This window comes from Candidatus Margulisiibacteriota bacterium (assembly GCA_018822365.1).
Taxonomy (GTDB): Bacteria; Margulisbacteria; WOR-1; order O2-12-FULL-45-9; family XYB2-FULL-48-7; genus XYB2-FULL-45-9.
Genome location: JAHJKL010000062.1, coordinates 1 through 18515 on the forward strand (window position 1 = coordinate 1; position 18515 = coordinate 18515).

Genomic DNA, 18515 nt, shown 5'->3' on the forward strand with positions numbered 1-18515 from the left:
CAAAATAGGACAAAACACCCGTATATAAACGGGAGACAGCTCATTTCTTCAGTAAGGCGGCTACCTTTATAGGCAGGCCGAACAGGTTAATAAAACCCTCCGCGTCTATTTGATTGTAGATCTCTTCTTTTTCAAAGGTAGCCAGATCAGGCCGGTAAAGAGAACGCTCCGACTTGCGGCCAACCACCGTACAGTTCCCCTTATAGAGCTTTAAACGGACCTTTCCCGTAACGTTCCGCTGGCTCTTTTCCACAAAGGCATCAAGCGCTTCTTTCAGCGGGGTAAACCATTGTCCGTAATAAACCAGTTCGGCGTAACGCTGGGCGGCCAACTGTTTATAATGCTGTGTGTCACGGTCAAGGGTCAAGGTTTCGAGCGCCTGGTGAGCGGCGTAAAGGATCGTCCCCCCAGGCGTTTCATAAACCCCCCGCGACTTTATACCGACCAGCCTGTTCTCTACAATATCCACCCGGCCGATGGCGTTCCTTCCGCCGATCTTATTTAATTCTTCAATTAAAGCGACCGGCGCTAATTTGCGTCCATTGACCGATGTTGGTTCTCCTTTAATAAAATCTATCTCCACATATTCCGGCTTGTTTGGCGCCTTTTGCGGTGAAACCGACAGGAGGAACATCTCTTCTTGCGGTTCATACCAGGGATCTTCCAACACTCCTCCCTCATAACTGATGTGCCAGAGGTTACGGTCGGATGAGTAAGGCTTTTTCTTGCTGACCGGGATTGGGATATTATGAGTCCGGGCGTATTGGATCTCTTCTTCCCGCCCTTTAAGCTCCCATTCCCGCCAGGGAGCGATGATCTTCATCTTTGGGGCCAGCGCTTTGTAGGTCAGTTCAAAACGGACCTGGTCGTTCCCTTTGCCGGTCGCTCCATGCGCCACCGCATCAGCCTTCTCCTTCAAAGCGATCTCAATCTGGCGCTTGGCGATAATCGGTCGGGCTATCGAGGTCCCCAATAAATACTGGTTCTCATAGATCGCCCCCGCTTTAAGCATCGGAAAAACAAAATCCTTAATAAACTCGGCCCGCAGATCCTCGATGTAGATCCTGGAAGCACCGGTCTTGAGCGCTTTTTCCTTTAAACCCTGCAACTCGCCAGCCAGGCCGACATCGGCGGCATACGCGATCACTTCACAACCGTAATTATCCTTGAGCCATTTGATCATGATCGACGTATCAAGCCCGCCGGAATAAGCTAAAACAACTTTTTTTATTTTCGACATATCTACCCCTTTAATAATTTAACTAAAATTGCTTTTTGAACATGAAGTCGGTTTTCCGCCTGGTCAAAAACCACCGAATTGTCTGAATCAATGATTTCATTGGTCACTTCTTCGCCGCGATGGGCCGGTAAGCAGTGCATAAAAATATAATTAGGTTTAGCTAACTCGGCCATTTTGCCATTAACCTGGAAAGCGGAGAAGGTTTTGCCCCGTTTGGCTTTTTCTTTTTCCTGCCCCATCGAGGCCCAGACATCGGTATAAATAACGTCGGCTCCACGCGCGGCAACCACCGGATCGTTGAGGATGGCAATTTCGATCCCAGCCTGCTTCGCGTCCTCCATCGCCAGCCTAACGATCTCTTCTTTTGGCTCATAACCTCTGGGAGTCGCGACCGTCAGGTTGATCCCGACCTTGGCCGCCGCGAACATCAGCGAGTGACAGACATTGTTCCCGTCGCCAATGTAAGCCATTTTCAGCGAGCGGAGATTTTTCCCTTTTTTCTCACGGATGGTAAATACATCGGACAGGGCCTGGCAAGGATGCAAAAGATCGGAAAGGGCATTGATCACCGGAACACTGGCATTGTGGGCGAGTTCGATCACTTTTTGGTGAGAAAATGTCCTGATCAGTATCGCGTCGGCAAAGCGGGATAGGGTCCGGGAGACGTCACCGATCGATTCCCGGCTCCCGAGACCGATCGCTTCCTGGTCCAGGTTGATCGCCAATCCCCCCAGCTGCCACATGCCGATCTCAAAAGAGACCCTGGTCCTGGTGCTTGGCTTTTCGAAGATCATCGCCATCGATTTGGCCCAGAGGTATTCGTGTTTTTCGCCCCGTTTCTGCTTCGCTTTGAGGTCGGCCGCCAGGTTGAGGATCTCTTCGACTTGCCCGGCGGTCAGGTCATGAATGGAGATAAAATCCTTCATATTTCCCTATTTTAAAGTAGATTCAACTTTGGTCGTCAGATTAAGGGAATAGATCCCGCTTTGCGCTCCGGTCTTACTGTAAACCACAACATCTCCGGTCGGCGAGATCCTTGGCAACTCCCCTCTGAATTTGGCCAGTATCTCCGCTGTCGCGGGAGCAGCGTCGTTAAGGTCTATTTTACAATAACTCCCCCCGGCAATCCCGTAAACCTCATTGGTCGCGATTGGCGACACCTGCGGTTTTTCCAGCATCGCCGCGGCCGGCAGGTCGACCCGACCGGAACCGTCGGAATTGATGACCGAAAGATGGCGGCCGGTCGTATCGGTATAAACAAAAGCGATCCGGTTGCCGTATTTCCAGGTCACAAACTCGACCCCGGTCTGGGGAATAATCACCGTATCGGTCGCACCGGTATAATCGTTCCAGTTGCGGGTAACAACTCCGGTATCATTGCAAAACACCAGCTTGTTCCCGTCAGCCGACCAATCAAACGAACGGATCCGGCTGGCGTCGTCAAAGACCATTTCCGCCCTGGTCAGGCCGGTCTGGTTGCTCGGCTTGATATTACGGATCCCGATCTTGCCGAATGAGCTGTTGCGCAGGTCTCCCATGTAAGCGACATATTTGATCCCGGTCGCCGGCGAGCAGGACATGGAATACGGGACATCTCCGGTCGTGTCATAAATAAAAGTTTCACCGGCGCCGGCCGTATCCATGGTCTTGACCGTTTCGGTGTAGCTGGAGCTGAGCTCCGAACCAAGAAAATTCTTGTTAATGCTTTGCAAGCCGTAAATAAACACAATACTCCCGTCGTTAGTAAAGCTTGGACTGTAAAAATACGAACTGGCTTCGTTCCGCTCACCGCATCCGGCCAAAAGCAAAATTAAAAATGAAAATATTAACAGTGAAAAACGATTAAACATTTTATTTCCTCCTTAAGCATACAATTGCGGCGGCTGGTCCCCGGGCAAATACCGATAAGGCCTGATCTCCATCTCTTTTGTCCGGGACTTTAATTTGGCGGTCAAAGCAATATCGAGCACCTCGTCCATCTCTTTTGCCAAGACAACCTTCATGTCAGACGGGATCTCTTTTTTTATCTCATCCAGGTCGGTCTTATTTTCCTTTGGGATTATAACACTCTTTATTCCGGCGCGTCGAGCGCCAAGCAGTTTTTCTTTTAGACCGCCGATCGGCAAGACCTTCCCGCGCAAGGTCACTTCGCCGGTCATCGCCACATCTTTGCGGACCGGAATCCCGGTCAAGGCGGATATCAGCGCCGTGGCAATGGTAATGCCGGCTGAAGGGCCATCCTTCGGGACCGCTCCTTCAGGGACATGGATGTGAATATCAAGCTTTCGATAGAAGTTCTCATCCAGCCCAAGGCTTTTCGCTCTGGAGCGGACATAGCTCATCGCCGCTTTCGCCGACTCCTGCATCACATCCCCCAGTTGCCCGGTCAGGGTCAGCGCCCCGCGGCCGGTCATCGTCGTCACTTCTACCGGCGTTATATCGCCGCCAACTTCGGTCCAGACCAGCCCGGTTGCGGTCCCGACCTGATCGGCCTCTTCAGCTATACCGTAATGATAGCGGATCGCTCCCAGGTAATCCTGCAAAGAAGCTTTGGTCACAATAAACTTATCGGTTGTTTTTTCTTTGACGATCTTGGTCGCGATCTTGCGCAGGACCGCCCCGATCTCCCGCTCCAGGCTCCTGACCCCGGCCTCTCTGGTATATTCACGGATGATCGTCAGCAAAGCTTCTTCTTTGATCTCAACTTGTTCATTTTTCAAGCCGTGCTTTTCCATCTCGCGCGGGATCAGATATCCTTTGGCGATCCCCAGCTTTTCTTCTTCGGTGTAACCGGACATTTCAATGATCTCCATCCGGTCTTGCAGCGGCCGCGGGATCGGCTCCCGGGTATTGGCGGTGGTAATAAAGAAAACATCGGAAAGATCAAATTCCAGTTCTAAATAATGGTCGGAAAACTCTTTGTTCATTTCCGGGTCAAGCACTTCCAGCAGAGCGGAAGCCGGGTCCCCCCGGTAATCGGTCCCAAGTTTGTCGATCTCATCGAACAGGAAGACCGGGTTATTGACCCCGGCCTTATTGATCGACTGAATAACCCGCCCCGGCATTGAGCCAACGTATGTCCGCCGGTGGCCTCGGACTTCGGCTTCGTCGCGAATACCGCCGAGCGCCACCCGGGTAAACTTGCGCCCCATCGCCGAAGCGATCGATCGGGCGACCGAGGTCTTGCCCACTCCCGGCGGACCAACCAGACAAAGGATGGTCCCCCCTATTTTACCGGTCAACTGAAGCACGGCAAAATATTCCAGGATCCGCTCTTTAACCTTTTCCAGGCCGAAATGTTCTTCGTTGAGGATCCGTTCAACCTCGCCAATATCGATCTTGGCCTTTGATTTCTTTTTCCACGGCAGCTCAACGATCCAGTCAAGATAGGTCCTGATCACCGACGATTCAGCAGCCATCGGCGGCATTTGGCTCAGGCGCTCCAGCTCTTTCTTCGCCTTTTCCCTGACCACCGCCGGCAATTTGGCGTCGGCAATTTTCTTTTTATATTCGGCGATCTCCGGTTCGGACTCTCCCTCTTCTTCTCCCAGTTCCTCCTGGATCGCCCGCAGTTTTTCTTTCAAATAATATTCTTTCTGGACTTTTTCGATCTGCTTTCTGACCTTCCCCTGAAGTTTTTTTTCTACCCCAAGCACTTCAAGTTCTTTGGTCAGGATCTCGGCCAGTTTTTTCAGCCGTTTTTCGGCGGTCAACGATTCCAGGATCGCTTGTTTCTCGTCAACTTTAAGGGAGAGGTATGAAGATATTAGGTCGGCCAGCCGGCCTGGATTGTCGACATTAACGATCGACATCAGGGTTTCCGGCGGGATCCGGCGGTTAAGCTTAACGTATTCCTCGAACTGCTTTATAACACTGCGGACCAAGATCTCGGCCTCGGCACTGACCTCATCGGACTCGGGCAAGCGCGAGATCGCCACTCTAAAATACGGCGCCTCCGCGACATATTTTTCAACCTTGACCCGACATATCCCCTCAACCAGGACCTTGGTCGTCCCGTCCGGAAGGGTGAGCATCTGCACAACTTCGGAGAGTGTACCGATAGTACACAGGTCCTTGGGTCCCGGCTCTTCAACCTCTTCGTTTTTTTGGGAAGCAAAAACCACCATTTTTTCTTTGGCCAGTGTTTCTTCCAGGGCTTTTACGGATTTACTCCGGCCAATAAAAAGAGGGACAATCATTTGGGGAAAGACAACCATATTTCGCAGGGGTATAAGAGGAAGCTCCTCCCCCCATGACGAATGTTTGGCTTTGTCTGTTTTATGCTCAGGCATTACTTTTTCTGGAGTTTTGCCGAAACGATAACTTCGTCGATCAAACCGTATTTGACCGATTCATCCGCTCCCATGTAAAAGTCGCGGTCGGTCTCTTTTTCGATCTTGGAAAGAGGCTGGCCGGTGTTTCTGGCCAGGATGTCATTAAGTAGTTTCTTGATCCTTAGCAGTTCCTGGGTCTGGATCTCAATATCGGTTGCCTGCCCTTGCGCTCCGCCTAACGGCTGGTGGATCATGATCCGGGCGTTGGGGAGGGCAAACCGCTTCCCTTTTGTTCCGGAACTTAATAACAATGCCCCCATGGAAGCGGCCTGGCCGATGCAAATGGTCGAGACCGGACATTTGAGGAAATTGATGGTATCGTAGATCGCCAAACCGGCGGTCACAACGCCACCCGGGGAATTAATATAAATATTGACATCCTTGTTGGCATCTTCAGCGGCTAAAAACAGGAGCTGGGCTATAATAATGTTGGCAATATCGTCGTCAATCGGTCCGCCGATAAAAACGATCCGGTCTTTGAGCAGGCGGGAATAAATATCATAAGCCCGCTCTCCTTTCGGGGATTGTTCCACCACCATGGGAATTAATTGGGCTCGATTTCTCATAACTCCTCTCCTTTTCTTCAGGCTGATTTGATCTCGGCTTTGGCGACCAATAAGTCAAGCGCTTTTTGCCGCATCAGGTACTCTTCCATAAAACCGCGGCGGCCGCTTTCGTTAAGGTTCTTTTCCAGCTGGTCCAAAGATTGGCCGGTTTCAACCGAAACTTGCTGGAGCTCCTTTTTTATGTCCTCATCACTGATCTTGATCACTTCTTTTTCGGCAACCGCTTTCAGAACGACTTTCCCTTTGACCCGGCCCTCGGCCGCTTTACGCATCTCCTGCCGAAGATTTTCCATCTGCTTTTTGGTGCCGCGCAAATAGTCTTCAACCGTCAACCCGCTCTGGGAAAGGGAGCCGGCCAGCTCGTCAAGCATGATATCAATTTCCCGTTCGATCATGCCACCAGGCAGGTCAACCTCCGACTTGGCGATCGCTTCGGCAACCAGTTTATTCCGCAGGTCGGCTTCGGCTTCAGCTTCCTTATCTTTAAGCATAGTCGTCCTTACTTCTTCCTTTAACTCGGCCAGGGTCCCAAAACTGCTGACTTTCTTCGCAAATTCATCATCAAGAGTGAGAAGCTCCTTTTTCCCTTCGTCATTAGTGATGGCAAATCTCTCTTGCAGCCGGCCCAGCAGAGCAAGGATCTCTTCTTCGGTAACGGCAGCCGACTTTTTATCCACTTTTAATCCCTGGTACTTGCCAAGTTTAACGCTTGGATAAACATCGACTGTCAGCTTGAAAATAAAGGGCTTGTCGCTTTCCAGCTGCTTAATTTCGACATTGGGATAGTCGACCGGCTCAAGGTTGGCCTCTTTAATGATCTTGGGATAAAGGTCGCCGATCAGGTCCTGTGCCGCCTGCTGTTCAACCGTATGCCGGCTGACCGCCTGTTCAACCAAGTTGCGGGGAGCTTTGCCCGGACGAAAACCCTGGATCTTGACCTCACGCCCTACTTCTATATAAGCCTTTTCGACCGCGGCGGAAAAACTGGCATAATCAGTTTCCGCTTCGATCGTAACTTTGTTTCCGGAACGATCATTGGAAATAATTTTCATAATTGGTCAATTATACTACAAAATAACTGAAAATTGCAATCCAACCTTGGTTAAATTGTTCAATAATTCATAATAAACTGATATTTTTGTAGACAAATTAATGTATTTGTTGTTATAATAACAAAACTATGACAAAGCATAAAATTCTCGCTAAATGGGTCAGGGAATGCGCCGAACTCTGTCGGCCGGATCGGATCGTTTGGATCGATGGTTCTGAAGCCGAAAGATCCCGACTGGAAAAAGAAGCGACCAAGAGCGGGGAGATAATCAGGCTTAACGCCAAGAAGCTCCCTGGTTGTTTTTACCATCGGACCGCCAAGAACGACGTTGCCCGGACCGAGCATTTAACCTTTATCTGTACCCCGACCAAAGAAGAGGCCGGACCAACCAATAACTGGATGGCGCCAAAAGACGCCTATAAAAAGGCCGGGGATTTCTTCAAGGATTCAATGCGCGGGCGAACAATGTATGTTGTCCCCTTCTCCATGGGACCGGTCGGCTCCCCTTTCAGCAAGATCGGGATTGAGCTGACCGACAGCATCTATGTGGTTCTAAATATGCGGATCATGACCCGGATGGGAAAAGCGGTCCTGAATTTCCTGGAAAAGACCAACGGTGATTTTACCCGCTGCCTGCACGGCAAAGCGGAGCTTGATATCAACAAAAGGCTTATCCTCCATTTTCCGCAGGATAACACGATCTGGAGCGTCGGCTCCGGTTACGGCGGCAACGTCCTGCTTGGGAAAAAGTGCCTCTCTCTTCGTATTGGCAGTTATCTGGGGGCAAAAGAAGGTTGGATGGCCGAACATATGTTGATCATGGGGGTCGAAGACCCTACCGGTCATATCGACTACATCGCCGCCGCTTTTCCAAGCGCCTGCGGCAAGACCAATTTGGCAATGCTTATCCCCCCTCAGGGATTGAAGCGCAAAGGCTACCGGATCTGGACAGTTGGGGATGATATCGCCTGGATGCGGATCGATACTGACGGTCGGCTTTGGGCTGTCAATCCGGAATACGGTCTCTTTGGGGTCGCGCCGGGGACCAACTCTAAGACCAACCCTAACCTGATGGAGGCGATCCAAAAGGACACTATCTACACAAACGTCCTCCTGCGCAAAGATAAAACCGTCTGGTGGGAAGGCGGGGACGGTCCTGTCCCGACCGACGGCTGGGACTGGCAGGGAGACAAGTGGCGCCCGGGCCAGGTCGACGAAAACCGGGAGCCGATCCTGGGGTCGCACCCGAACGCCCGTTTCACTGTACCGACCAAGAACGTTTCTTCGATCAGTAATCGCCTGGAACACCACCACGGAGTGCCGATCTCGGCGATCATCTTTGGCGGCCGCCGTAACCGGCTGGCTCCACTGGTTTATGAGGCCTTCAACTGGCAACACGGGGTTTTTGTCGGAGCAACTATGGCTTCGGAACGGACCGCGGCCCAGGTCGGCAAGATCGGGGAAGTTAGGCGCGATCCTATGGCGATGCTCCCCTTCTGCGGCTATAATATGAACAAATATTTCAAACATTGGCTGGCCATGGGAAAAAAGATGTCCTCTCCGCCGAAGATCTTTCACGTCAACTGGTTCCGCAAAGACGACAAAGGCCAGTTCCTCTGGCCAGGCTTTGGGGAGAACCTGCGGGTCCTGGAGTGGGTCATTAGCCGCTGCCGGGAAGAGATAGCCGCTGAAAAGACACCGATCGGCTACATCCCCCACGAGAACGACATTGACATGACCGGCCTGCGGATCCCGCGGGAGAACATGCACAAACTTCTCAACATAAACGAAAAAGATTGGGAAGCGGAAGCCGCCAGCCTGGACAGCTTCTTTGATTCATTCGGAAAAAAGCTGCCAAAAGAACTGCGGCAGGAACTAAAAGGGTTAAAAAAACGTTTAGGGTAAAGAAACAATTAACCGCGGAATTAATTCCGCGGTTAAAATCAAACCGATATACTCGCTAATAGTCTTAGTTTTTAAATATTCCGAAGAATCGCCCCAAACCTGCCTTCTGCTTGGAGCTGTCAATAACCTCGACCGGCACATTCATTTTTTCACTTTCCATTGTCCGGTGGACCCGGTGCGAGCCGGATTGCATCCTCATTTTCTCCAGCGTCTGCTGGCTGAAACCAAATCCGACCCGGGCGGCATCTTCGCGGGCGGTCTGTTCGTCAACCTTGAGAACATTATGGAGAAATCCCATAATGGCCAGATTTCTTTCAGCGATCTCGGTCGCAAGTTCGCGCCCTTTTTTATTCAACGATACTGTCCCGTACTTTTCGTGAGAAATGAGTTTGGCCGCTTTAAGTTTGGCCAACGCCTCGGTAACGCTTGGCATTTTTATGCCCAGCCGGGCGGCAATATCCTTTATCCTGGCCCCTCCGTTCTCGTTCTCAAGAGTAAGAATGGTTTCCAGATAATTTTCCATGTTCGCCGACAGCTTTTTCATATGACCAACCTCCTGTTTAGGGCTCCCGAATTAACTATGCGAATAATAAACGCTCCTACAATTAAATGCAAGAGGTTTTTTGAAACCCAGGCGACAAGTTAGGCTGGTAATTTTGACCTGTTCAATGTTATGATTCTGCCGGAGGAAATTGATCATGAAAAATATCATCGCGCTTTCATTGTTATTAATGCTGCTTAACTCGTTCAGCCTCTCATTGGCGGCAACAAACCGACTGGAACTGGCGACAAATATAAAGGCCAAAGGAAAAAGGATCAGGGTCCTGGTCGATAAAGGGGCAGCCTGGTCGCATAAATACGGCTTTTTGTTCGTCGGGCTCGACCTTGGCCCTCAGCTGGCGGTCTGGACAGAAGATACTTATGGCAACTACATGGAAACTCTGTATGTCACTAAATTTTGGAGCGGACGGAAAGAAGCGCTTCCCTACTGGAGACAGCGGATCGACCAAAAGCATCCGGAATATATTGACGCCGTTACTGGCGCAACTCAAATGAAAGATTGGACCTTGACCTCAAGACTGGGAAAAGAGCAGGACACCATCGTCGTTAAAGCTGAGCTCAATAATTCTTTTGACTACAACAAGTATTTCACCAAAGAGAACTCAGGTGTCAATGGCCAGCCCTCTGTAGTTTATGCCGCCACGGTCGACATTTACGACCGGGAAAAACCATACACCATGAAACTGGTCGGTTGCGGCAGCCTGGATGGCAGCGACGGATTGCTACACCCGGAAACCAGCAAATTAACCTCCGCCAAAGAGATCATCAAAAGCCTGACCGTTGAAATGTTTTAAGCTATAATCCGCCTTTAGCTGAAATTATCCGGATTATTTATCGATAATTTTACATGGTCACTAAAACCGGCCTTTCAACCATGGTTTATCGATCGGCTAAAGCAGCCTTAGCCCTTTCCCTGGCGCGCCTAAGATCAGCCGGTAAACCGCAAGCCACTCTGGCGGCCAGAGCAGAGCAGATTTTTCTTCCTTTCAGGAAAGATCTTGCCGGAAAGTTTGCGACAGACAACCCTGAAAGCCGGATAATCGACAACAAATACCTCGCGACCCCAATTTACGAAGGAACGCTCTCGAAAGTTTTTGCCGCGAAACCGCTCACCGGAGGCCCTTTAGTCGTTATTAAAACTGGGAGTGAACTGTTTGAACATTTGATCCCGCTGGAAACAGAAGCATTAAAAAGCATTGATCTGCCTGGCGTGGTCAAGCTTATAAGCTCGCGGGAAGGATCCGATCCATACCTAGCAATGGAATTCATACCCGGATGTACTTTGTTCCAATTGCTTGAACAAGGGAACTTAACTCGCCGTGAAGCGGATTATTTAATTGAATCTATCCTTAAAACAGCGCAAAGCCTCCACACAGCGGGGATCACCCATAACGACTTCAATTATCACAATATTATGATCGATCTGGATGGGGAGGTCAAAGTCGTTGATTTTGGGATTTGCTCGATCAAATTTGAATCAGAAGAAAAGAAATTAAGGAAAATACAAATTGACCTGCTGATGCTTGCCAAAATAATCATGGAAATACTGGACAAGCTCCCGTCACATCCGGCAAAAGCCTTGGTCAGGGGGGTAGTTAACGGCACTCATACATCAAGAACCCCTTTCTCCAGCGCTTTGGACTTTATAACTGCGATCAAACGAATGTCCACCTTGTTTCCCCCAGCTATCAAGCATGTTTAATAAAGAAGGTTAAATAAATAGCCGACCGCCACAATACCAATGGCCACCACACCAAAAAAGATCGCCAGAAGGCGCAGACGCATAACCCTCTTTAGAAGTATCGCCTCAGGAAAAGACAATCCGGCCACCGCCATCATAAACGCCATGGCAGTCCCTATCGCGATCCCTTTTTGAGTAAAAGCAAAAACGATTGGGACCAGAGTTGAACAACCGGCATACATCGGCACCCCTAATATAACCGCGACTGGTATCGCCAATATAGATCTGGAATTGATATGGCCGGTGATCCATTCGGTCGGGACATAGCCATGGATCGCCGCCCCGATCGCCACTCCGGCTAAAAGATAAGGAAAGATCCAATTAAATGTTTCGCTCCCTTCGGTCAGCGCGTATTTAATTTTATCCTTGATCGTTTTAGGTAGCACTAAGTTCAGCGGCCTTGAATCAAAGCCGATCAGCTCTTTCTCCAGCCCCAGGCGCTGAATGATCGCGCCGCCCACTACTCCCAACAGGATCCCAAAACCGGCATACAGTAAGGCGGTCTTGAGGCCAAAAGTCCCTAGCATCAAAACAAAAAGGACCTCGTTGACCAATGGGGAGGTAATTAAAAAGGCGAAGGCAACCCCGATCGGGATCCCTGACTCAACAAAGCCTATAAAAAGAGGGACTGAAGAACAAGAACAGAATGGGGAAACCGCACCAAATACGGCGGCGGCCAAATATCCAAGACCAAAGCTCTTTTGGGAAAGCCACTGTTTAATTTTGGCTGGCGACAGATAGCTCCGCAAAAACGCGATAAAGGTTATCACCAGAAAGATCATCAAAGAGATCTTTAAAAGATCGTAAATAAAAAAATTGAGGCTATCGGCCAGCGGCGTTCCGGGGGTCAACTTTAACCAGCTATAAACCACAACATCAGCAATAGTTTCAAACATATTTTCCTCCCGTTAATCTTTTTTAGCCGCGCGATTTCCGGCTGACACCCCTAAAGCTTAATCGGTTTTCTCGTACATGTCAATGTGTATTGACATTTGAGCAAAAAGAAATCTTATTATCATATTTAGGAGTTTCTAAAAAAAATAGCGGGGGTGGGATTTGAACCCACGACCTTCAGGTTATGAGCCTGACGAGCTACCGGGCTGCTCTACCCCGCGGCACTTGATTCTGGTATAATTTTAGCATGGTAAACCTGCAACTGCAAGCCGACGTAAAAACAACGCTTGAGCAGCTTCTTTCCCCCCGCCTCCTCCAGATGCTGAATGTCCTCACCTTGCCCTATTTGGAACTGATCGAGCATATTAATAAAGAAGCGGAAGAAAACGTCATGCTTGAAGTCGAGCGCCAGGACGAATACATTGAATTCCTCCGCTATTTGACCTCGGACGGCAAGATCAAAAAAGAGGCCGATCTTAAAGAGCTGCCGGGACTGGAAAGCTTCAGCCGCACCGAAAAGACGCTGGAGCAACACCTGCTAGACCAGCTGGAGATCGAGGGACTGGAAGAATCCCACCGGGAGATCGCCAAAGAACTGATCGGACAACTTGACGCCAATGGTTATATTCAGGATTATCCGCGCCATCGGGACAAAATCATGGCCCAATATGATGTTTCCCGCCCAACGGTCGACAAGGTCCTCAAGGTTATCCAAAGCTTTGAGCCGGAAGGGGTCGGGGCAAGAGATCTAAAAGAGTGCCTGAAAATTCAGATCGAAGCTTACAATTTTGATAACGAACAATTGCAGGAATTGCTCAGGGTCGCTATTGATAAACATTTGGATGATCTGGCTGCCGACAAATACGATGTTGTCGCGTCCGCCCTGGGGATCCCGGTCAGCGGAGCCGAACACCTGGCCGGCTTTATCAAAGAGAACCTCAATCCTTACCCGGGGGCAGCTTTTGGGGAAGAGGCGCGGCAGGTAATCCCTTCTTATGCAGTGGAAAACACCGATCAGGGCGGGTTCAAGGTCATCAATCTGGAAGAACGCTACGGCCCATCCATTCAAATCTCCAAAAGCTACCTAAAAATACTCGACGATCCTAAAACGGACGAAAAAACCAAGGCCTTTCTGAAAGAGAAATTCCGCCGGGCCAAGAACCTGATGGAGGATTTCAGCAAAAGGAGTGAAACTTTGGCCAGGATAGTCCGAAAGATTGTTGAGCGGCAAGAGCCTTTTTTGCGCCAGGGAGTGTTGTGGCTCATTCCCCTCTCGCAAAAGAGCCTGGCGGAAGAGTTTGGCCTGCATCCATCGACGATCTCGCGGGCAGTCGCGGCCAAATACATTCAGACCCCGCAGGGGCTCTTCCAGCTAAAATCGCTCTGTCCGCGGGGCCCTAAAGGAATGACCGCCGCCAGGCTTAAGTCAATGCTGGTGGAGATCATAAACAGCGAAGACCAGGCCGCTCCTCTGACCGACCAGGCCCTGACCGCTCTATTAAAAGAGCGGGGCGCCCGGATCGACCGGCGGACCGTTGCCTATTACAGAAAGGAACTTAAGATCGCCACAGCTGGCGATCGGGCAAAAGTATGAACCCAAAGATACTGGTAGTTGATGACGAAAAAAGCATGCGGGAATCGATGAAGATGCTGCTCGAAAGCCGCTATGAACTGCACTTCGCCGCTTCCGGCCGGGAAGCGATCGACCTGGTCAAAAAACTCCCCTTCGACCTGGTCCTGCTTGACATCCACCTCCCAGAGATCGACGGGATCGAGGTCCTCAAGATCATCAAAGGACTGGACGATTCGATCGAGGTGATCATGATCACCGCTGTGGTCATGGTCGGCAAGGCGGTCGAAGCGATCCGGAGCGGCGCTTATGACTACATCACCAAACCTTTTGACATTGAAGCCCTGCAGGAACAGGTTGCCAAGGTCCTGGAAAAACGATCCTTGACCAGGGAAAACTTTTCGCTCCGGACCCTGATCGACCGGAATGAACAGTTTGAAAAGATCATCGGCGGCAGCGACAAGATCAAAGAGATATTCGGCATGATCGAAGATGTCGCCCAAAGCAATTCGACCGTCATTATCACCGGCGAATCAGGGACCGGTAAAGAGCTGGCCGCCCGGGCGATCCACAACCGGAGTACCCGCAAGGAGAGACTTTTTGTCGCGGTCAATTGCGCCGCGATCCCGGAGAACCTCCTCGAGTCTGAGCTTTTTGGCCACGAGGCCGGGTCATTCACCGGCGCGGCCGAAAGACAGCTTGGGAAATTTGAGATCGCCAGCGGCGGCACGATTCTTCTTGATGAGGTCGGCAGTCTCCCCCTGCCGATGCAGGCCAAGCTCCTGCGGGCGATCCAGGAAAAAGAGATCGAACGGGTTGGGGGCCAAAAACCGATCCCGGTCGACGTCAGGATCATTTCCGCCACTAATTCTGACCTGCAAGAAGAGATAAAAAACCGAAAATTCAGGGAAGACCTGTATTATCGCCTTAACGTCATTCCGATCAACCTGCCTCCGCTGCGCGACCGCAAAGAAGACATCCCGCTGCTAGCCAACCATTTCCTGGCCAAATACAACCGGGAGTTCGGTAAAAAGATCCGGGGGATAAAAAAAGAAGTCATCCCTCACCTTTTGGCCTACGATTGGCCGGGGAACGTCCGGGAACTGGAGAACCTTATCGAACGGCTGGTCGTCCTGACCAAAGAAGGCTACATTGAAACCAAACAGCTTCCTCAAGAGATCAAGGGAAAACCTGCTTGTGAAGCCGGCTACAATGAAAGTTCGCTTACCAAAGCGGTTAAAAAGTTTGAGATCGATTTTATCAAGCAAACCCTCGAAAAGACCGGCGGCAAAAAAGGGAAAGCGGCCAAGATCCTTGGTATCCACCGCAATACACTTCGCAACATCACGAAAAAATTAAAGATTTGAACCATCTTTGTGCAATTACCAGTTTGAATTGCCCACTCATCTGTGCTAAATCAATAGCCAAAAACTAAAACCCTAGTGGTAATATCATTGCTTGATACTTATTGTAAGTATCCTAATTGGAGGTGTTTATGATGAGTAACCTGGAAATGACCGCTGGATTGCCCGGAAAAAGACCACAGGAGTGGACGCCGGCCCGCGCTTTTCTTCCTCTTATCCTGGGAAAGGACAGCGAAAATCTTAACAAAAAAGAGACCAGGCAGATAGACCTCTTCGAAAAAGGACTTGAGCGGAATTTAAGCAAAGAAGATACCATTGAATCGGCTGTCGCCAAGATCGTCAAGGTCGCCCTGGCGGCTGAATATGGCCCTTCTCTGGTCTCGGACAGGAACGCCGACCCGATGATCAAAACTATCGCTCAGGCAATTTTAAATAATGCCCAATTGCGCAAACAAGCACTGATGATCATCGATCGTTTTGCCCATGTATAATATTTTAGTCGTCGACGACGAACTCTCGATCAGGGAATCATTCGCCCTTATCCTCAAGGGGATATACCACATTTTTTCTGCCGCCTCCGGCGAGGCCGCCCTCAAGCTCGCGGCTGACCATAAGATCGACCTGGTTTATCTTGATTTCCGGATGCCCGGGATAAATGGCCTGGAAACGCTCAAACGACTCAAACAGATCGATCCATCCCTGGAAGTTATTATGATAACTGCGGTCAATGACGTCCAAAAGGCCAGCGCCGCAATCAAACTTGGAGCGAACAATTACATCATCAAGCCGTTTGATGTTGACGCTGTCCTGAAAATGACCGAACGGCTCCTGCAGCGCAAAGCCCTGATCAAAGGAGGGGAAGAAGCGCAAAAAAAGAACCAGCGGCCCGCCCCTCTTGTTGGCCAAAGCGAAGCGATCATCTCAGCCAACAAATTAATTTCTAAAGCGGCCACAACAGACGGCCCGGTCCTGATCGTCGGAGAAGCCGGGACCGAAAAATCGGCCGCCGCGGAACTGATCCACAGTCAAAGCGGCCGCCAGGCTTTCCCCATGCATACGGTTTATCTTCGTCGGGACTTCTCCCCCGAACGCCTCCGCAGACTACTGCTTGGCCGTTCCAGCGGGAACAATACCATTGACCTGGAAAAAACGACCGGCTGGCTGGAAAAAGCCAAGGACAGCTCGATCTTCATTAATAATTTTGAATTTTTTCCGGCCGGGACGCCGGTCGGTTCTGCCAGGCTGATCGCCGGCAGCGCCAGAATAATCCCTGGCTTTGACGGAACGATCATCAATCTGCCGCCGCTGCGCGACCGAACTTCCGATCTTCCTCTGCTGATCAATCATTTCCTGGAAAATTTCAGTGACCGCTATGGCCTGGAGATCAGGAAGATCAGTCAGCCCGTGGAAGATCTTTTATTTAAATACCAATGGCCGGGAAACACCCGTGAGTTGGAACTGGTGATCGAGCGGTTTTTTCTGGACTTTACCGGTGAGGCGGTCTCGCCGACGCGGCTGGCTTTTGAGCTGACGCTCGGCGAGGCTGAACCTTTGGGAAGCGGCTTTCTTGAATCCTTCGAAAATGAGTATTTACATCGGGTATATGAAGAAGCCGGAAGCACTGAAAAAGCAGCCGCTGCCCTTAATATCCCGGCCGAAATGCTGACCGCTAAGCTATAGGGAAATGCCCGGGGCCGGACTCGAACCGGCACGGCTTATACAGCCGAGGAATTTTAAGTCCCTTGTGTCTGCCATTCCACCACCCGGGCACTAAAGAGGGTTATTTCGGTTTCTTCTTTTTTCCAACCTGTTTGTACTCGAGGTTGCGCTTCCAATCAAGAAGCTTTTCTTCACTTTGCTTCAGGAACATCGTGATCTTATCCTCAAAATTCCCTGGTTGCCCGCTATGCTCTTCGCGTGGCTTTTTGGGCCTGGGGGGAGCAAAAACGGCTTTTCCAACCTGCTTGATCGACAGGTCGTATTTCCCTTCTTTATTGACCCCAAGGACCTTGACCTTGATAACATCACCGATCCGAAGATGCTTGGTGATATCGGTCACGTACGAATCTGAAACCTGGGAAATATGGACCAACCCAACAAGCTTTTCCGGCAGTTCCATGAAAGCGCCAAAATTTGTTATTCCGGTGACTTTCCCTTCAACTTCCAAACCTACATCTAACGGCAAATATTTTTCACCCCCTGCGACAAATTATTTCAGCATCACTTTGTAAGCGGTTTCCCCTTTTTTGATCAACCCGAGCTTAGTCCTGGCAATTTCTTCGGTCAGGTCGCTTGTGTTTAACCTGGCCAGACGTTCATTAAGGCCTTGATAACGGACCTCCTCAAGCGTCACCCTCTTTCCGGCCGCGTCTTTAGCCCCGGAAAGCTCCCGGTAATTGATTATATCCTGACGGATCAAAAAAATAAAGTAAATAATGGCTAAAATCGCGGCAATTGAGCCCAGCCTTTTCATTGGATCACCCAAGCCGCAAAGTACCAATTGAGAATTGCCTGACAAAAAAACAAAGAAATGACCCCGCCAAAAGCCAATGCCGGACCGAAAGGAATATAATTATCCATTTTAACCTTTTTACCCAATAATAAAACAATAGCTACAAGAGCGGCGCTAAGATAAGCGACAAAAAGAGCCACGACCATCCCGACCGGCCCCAGATAAACCCCCATAAAGGCCGCCAGATAAAGATCCCCCTCTCCCACAACCTCTTTTTTGAACCACATCCCTCCCAGCTTGGCAACTACCAGGAAAAACAAAAATCCCAACGCGCCGCCAAAGACCGACTCTCCCAGCAGCGCCAACGAGCCGGCTTCGCCTGACCGGAAACCGGCAAAAAGCAACCCAAAAACTATGCCGCTTATGCTAACCACGTCAGGGATAAGAAGATGCTCAAGGTCAATGAACACAATGACCAGCAGGCCTAAAACAAATACCAGGTAAAAAAGGAAATAGATCATGTCTCCGGAAACAAATTGCCAGGTCGCGACAAAAAAGAAAGCACTTAACGTTTCGACCAGGGGATAGCGGATTGAGATCGGCTCCCGGCAGCCGCTGCATTTCCCTTTTAATATAAGATAACTGATTATCGGGAATAACTCCCAGGGGGACAATTGTTTGCCGCAAGCAGGGCAATGCGAAGCCGGCCAGACCACTGATTCATTTCGGGGTAAGCGATGAATGCAAACATTCAAAAAACTGCCAACAACCGCACCAATAATGATAAAAAAGAATAAAATTAACATGACCTTGACTTTAGGGTGAGGTGATTATATA

The 18515-nt window shown here is 50.1% G+C and carries 18 protein-coding genes and 2 tRNA genes; 7 read left to right on the top strand and 13 right to left on the bottom strand.

Going from position 1 to position 18515, the window contains the following annotated elements; genetic code table 11:
- Positions 1-40: 40 nt before the first annotated feature.
- The 6 genes from KKF06_05790 to KKF06_05815 are packed head-to-tail and all read right to left on the bottom strand — an operon-like array spanning position 41 to position 7192.
- Entirely contained in the window at positions 41-1240 is a 1200-nt protein-coding gene (locus KKF06_05790) for an argininosuccinate synthase (GenBank protein MBU1617263.1), read from the bottom strand.
- Between the two features lie 2 nt (positions 1241-1242).
- Positions 1243-2166, bottom strand: coding sequence for an ornithine carbamoyltransferase (argF, locus tag KKF06_05795; GenBank protein ID MBU1617264.1), 924 nt, complete (start codon positions 2164-2166; stop codon positions 1243-1245).
- Positions 2167-2172: 6 nt separating this feature from the next.
- A complete protein-coding gene (locus KKF06_05800; GenBank protein MBU1617265.1) occupies positions 2173-3090 on the bottom strand; it encodes a hypothetical protein in 918 nt (305 codons plus the stop codon).
- A 12-nt stretch (positions 3091-3102) separates the two neighbouring features.
- On the bottom strand, positions 3103-5532 hold the full coding sequence (gene lon / locus KKF06_05805) for an endopeptidase La (GenBank protein ID MBU1617266.1): 2430 nt from the start codon (positions 5530-5532) through the stop codon (positions 3103-3105).
- Positions 5532-6140, bottom strand: coding sequence for an ATP-dependent Clp endopeptidase proteolytic subunit ClpP (gene clpP / locus KKF06_05810; GenBank protein MBU1617267.1), 609 nt, complete (start codon positions 6138-6140; stop codon positions 5532-5534). The genes lon and clpP overlap by 1 nt, the downstream gene beginning before the upstream one ends.
- A 17-nt stretch (positions 6141-6157) precedes the next feature.
- Positions 6158-7192 (bottom strand): hypothetical protein, encoded by a 1035-nt coding sequence (locus KKF06_05815; protein MBU1617268.1) that lies wholly within the window; start codon positions 7190-7192, stop codon positions 6158-6160.
- A gap of 128 nt (positions 7193-7320) precedes the next feature.
- Here KKF06_05815 and KKF06_05820 point away from each other — a divergent pair, with 128 nt between their 5' ends.
- On the top strand, positions 7321-9096 hold the full coding sequence (locus KKF06_05820) for a phosphoenolpyruvate carboxykinase (GTP) (protein ID MBU1617269.1): 1776 nt from the start codon (positions 7321-7323) through the stop codon (positions 9094-9096).
- 64 nt (positions 9097-9160) lie between these two features.
- Here KKF06_05820 and KKF06_05825 read toward each other — a convergent pair whose 3' ends face one another.
- The gene (locus KKF06_05825; protein MBU1617270.1) at positions 9161-9640 is read right to left on the bottom strand and encodes a metal-dependent transcriptional regulator; all 480 of its coding nucleotides are present in this window, start codon (positions 9638-9640) and stop codon (positions 9161-9163) included.
- A gap of 154 nt (positions 9641-9794) precedes the next feature.
- Between KKF06_05825 and KKF06_05830 the strand changes: the two genes are divergently transcribed.
- Positions 9795-10451, top strand: a complete 657-nt coding sequence (locus KKF06_05830; protein ID MBU1617271.1) for a DUF2271 domain-containing protein — start codon at positions 9795-9797, stop codon at positions 10449-10451.
- Positions 10452-10504: 53 nt separating this feature from the next.
- A complete protein-coding gene (locus tag KKF06_05835; GenBank protein MBU1617272.1) occupies positions 10505-11359 on the top strand; it encodes a protein kinase family protein in 855 nt (284 codons plus the stop codon).
- On the opposite strand, the gene KKF06_05840 is transcribed toward KKF06_05835, so the two are convergent.
- Together KKF06_05840 and KKF06_05845 are read right to left on the bottom strand one after the other, a co-directional pair.
- The gene (locus KKF06_05840; GenBank protein MBU1617273.1) at positions 11356-12294 is read right to left on the bottom strand and encodes a permease; all 939 of its coding nucleotides are present in this window, start codon (positions 12292-12294) and stop codon (positions 11356-11358) included. The genes KKF06_05835 and KKF06_05840 overlap by 4 nt on opposite strands.
- Before the next feature lie 145 nt (positions 12295-12439).
- Positions 12440-12513 (bottom strand) — tRNA-Met (locus tag KKF06_05845).
- Positions 12514-12539: 26 nt separating this feature from the next.
- Here KKF06_05845 and rpoN point away from each other — a divergent pair.
- The 4 genes from rpoN to KKF06_05865 all read left to right on the top strand — a co-directional run bounded on the left by rpoN (position 12540) and on the right by KKF06_05865 (position 16906).
- On the top strand, positions 12540-13886 hold the full coding sequence (gene rpoN, locus KKF06_05850) for an RNA polymerase factor sigma-54 (GenBank protein ID MBU1617274.1): 1347 nt from the start codon (positions 12540-12542) through the stop codon (positions 13884-13886).
- A complete protein-coding gene (locus KKF06_05855) occupies positions 13883-15229 on the top strand; it encodes a sigma-54 dependent transcriptional regulator (protein MBU1617275.1) in 1347 nt (448 codons plus the stop codon). Before rpoN ends, KKF06_05855 begins: the two co-directional genes overlap by 4 nt.
- Before the next feature lie 128 nt (positions 15230-15357).
- The gene (locus tag KKF06_05860) at positions 15358-15717 is read left to right on the top strand and encodes a hypothetical protein (GenBank protein MBU1617276.1); all 360 of its coding nucleotides are present in this window, start codon (positions 15358-15360) and stop codon (positions 15715-15717) included.
- A complete protein-coding gene (locus tag KKF06_05865; GenBank protein MBU1617277.1) occupies positions 15710-16906 on the top strand; it encodes a response regulator in 1197 nt (398 codons plus the stop codon). Before KKF06_05860 ends, KKF06_05865 begins: the two co-directional genes overlap by 8 nt.
- 5 nt (positions 16907-16911) lie before the next feature.
- Here KKF06_05865 and KKF06_05870 read toward each other — a convergent pair.
- The 4 genes from KKF06_05870 to KKF06_05885 form a co-directional block, all read right to left on the bottom strand.
- A tRNA-Leu gene (locus tag KKF06_05870) sits at positions 16912-16995 on the bottom strand.
- Positions 16996-17006: 11 nt separating this feature from the next.
- Positions 17007-17411, bottom strand: a complete 405-nt coding sequence (locus KKF06_05875) for a S1 RNA-binding domain-containing protein (protein ID MBU1617278.1) — start codon at positions 17409-17411, stop codon at positions 17007-17009.
- A 24-nt stretch (positions 17412-17435) separates the two neighbouring features.
- Positions 17436-17699, bottom strand: a complete 264-nt coding sequence (locus tag KKF06_05880; GenBank protein ID MBU1617279.1) for a septum formation initiator family protein — start codon at positions 17697-17699, stop codon at positions 17436-17438.
- Positions 17696-18484: a prepilin peptidase gene (locus KKF06_05885; GenBank protein MBU1617280.1), complete on the bottom strand. Its 789-nt coding sequence runs from the start codon at positions 18482-18484 to the stop codon at positions 17696-17698. The genes KKF06_05880 and KKF06_05885 overlap by 4 nt, the downstream gene beginning before the upstream one ends.
- Positions 18485-18515: the final 31 nt, after the last annotated feature.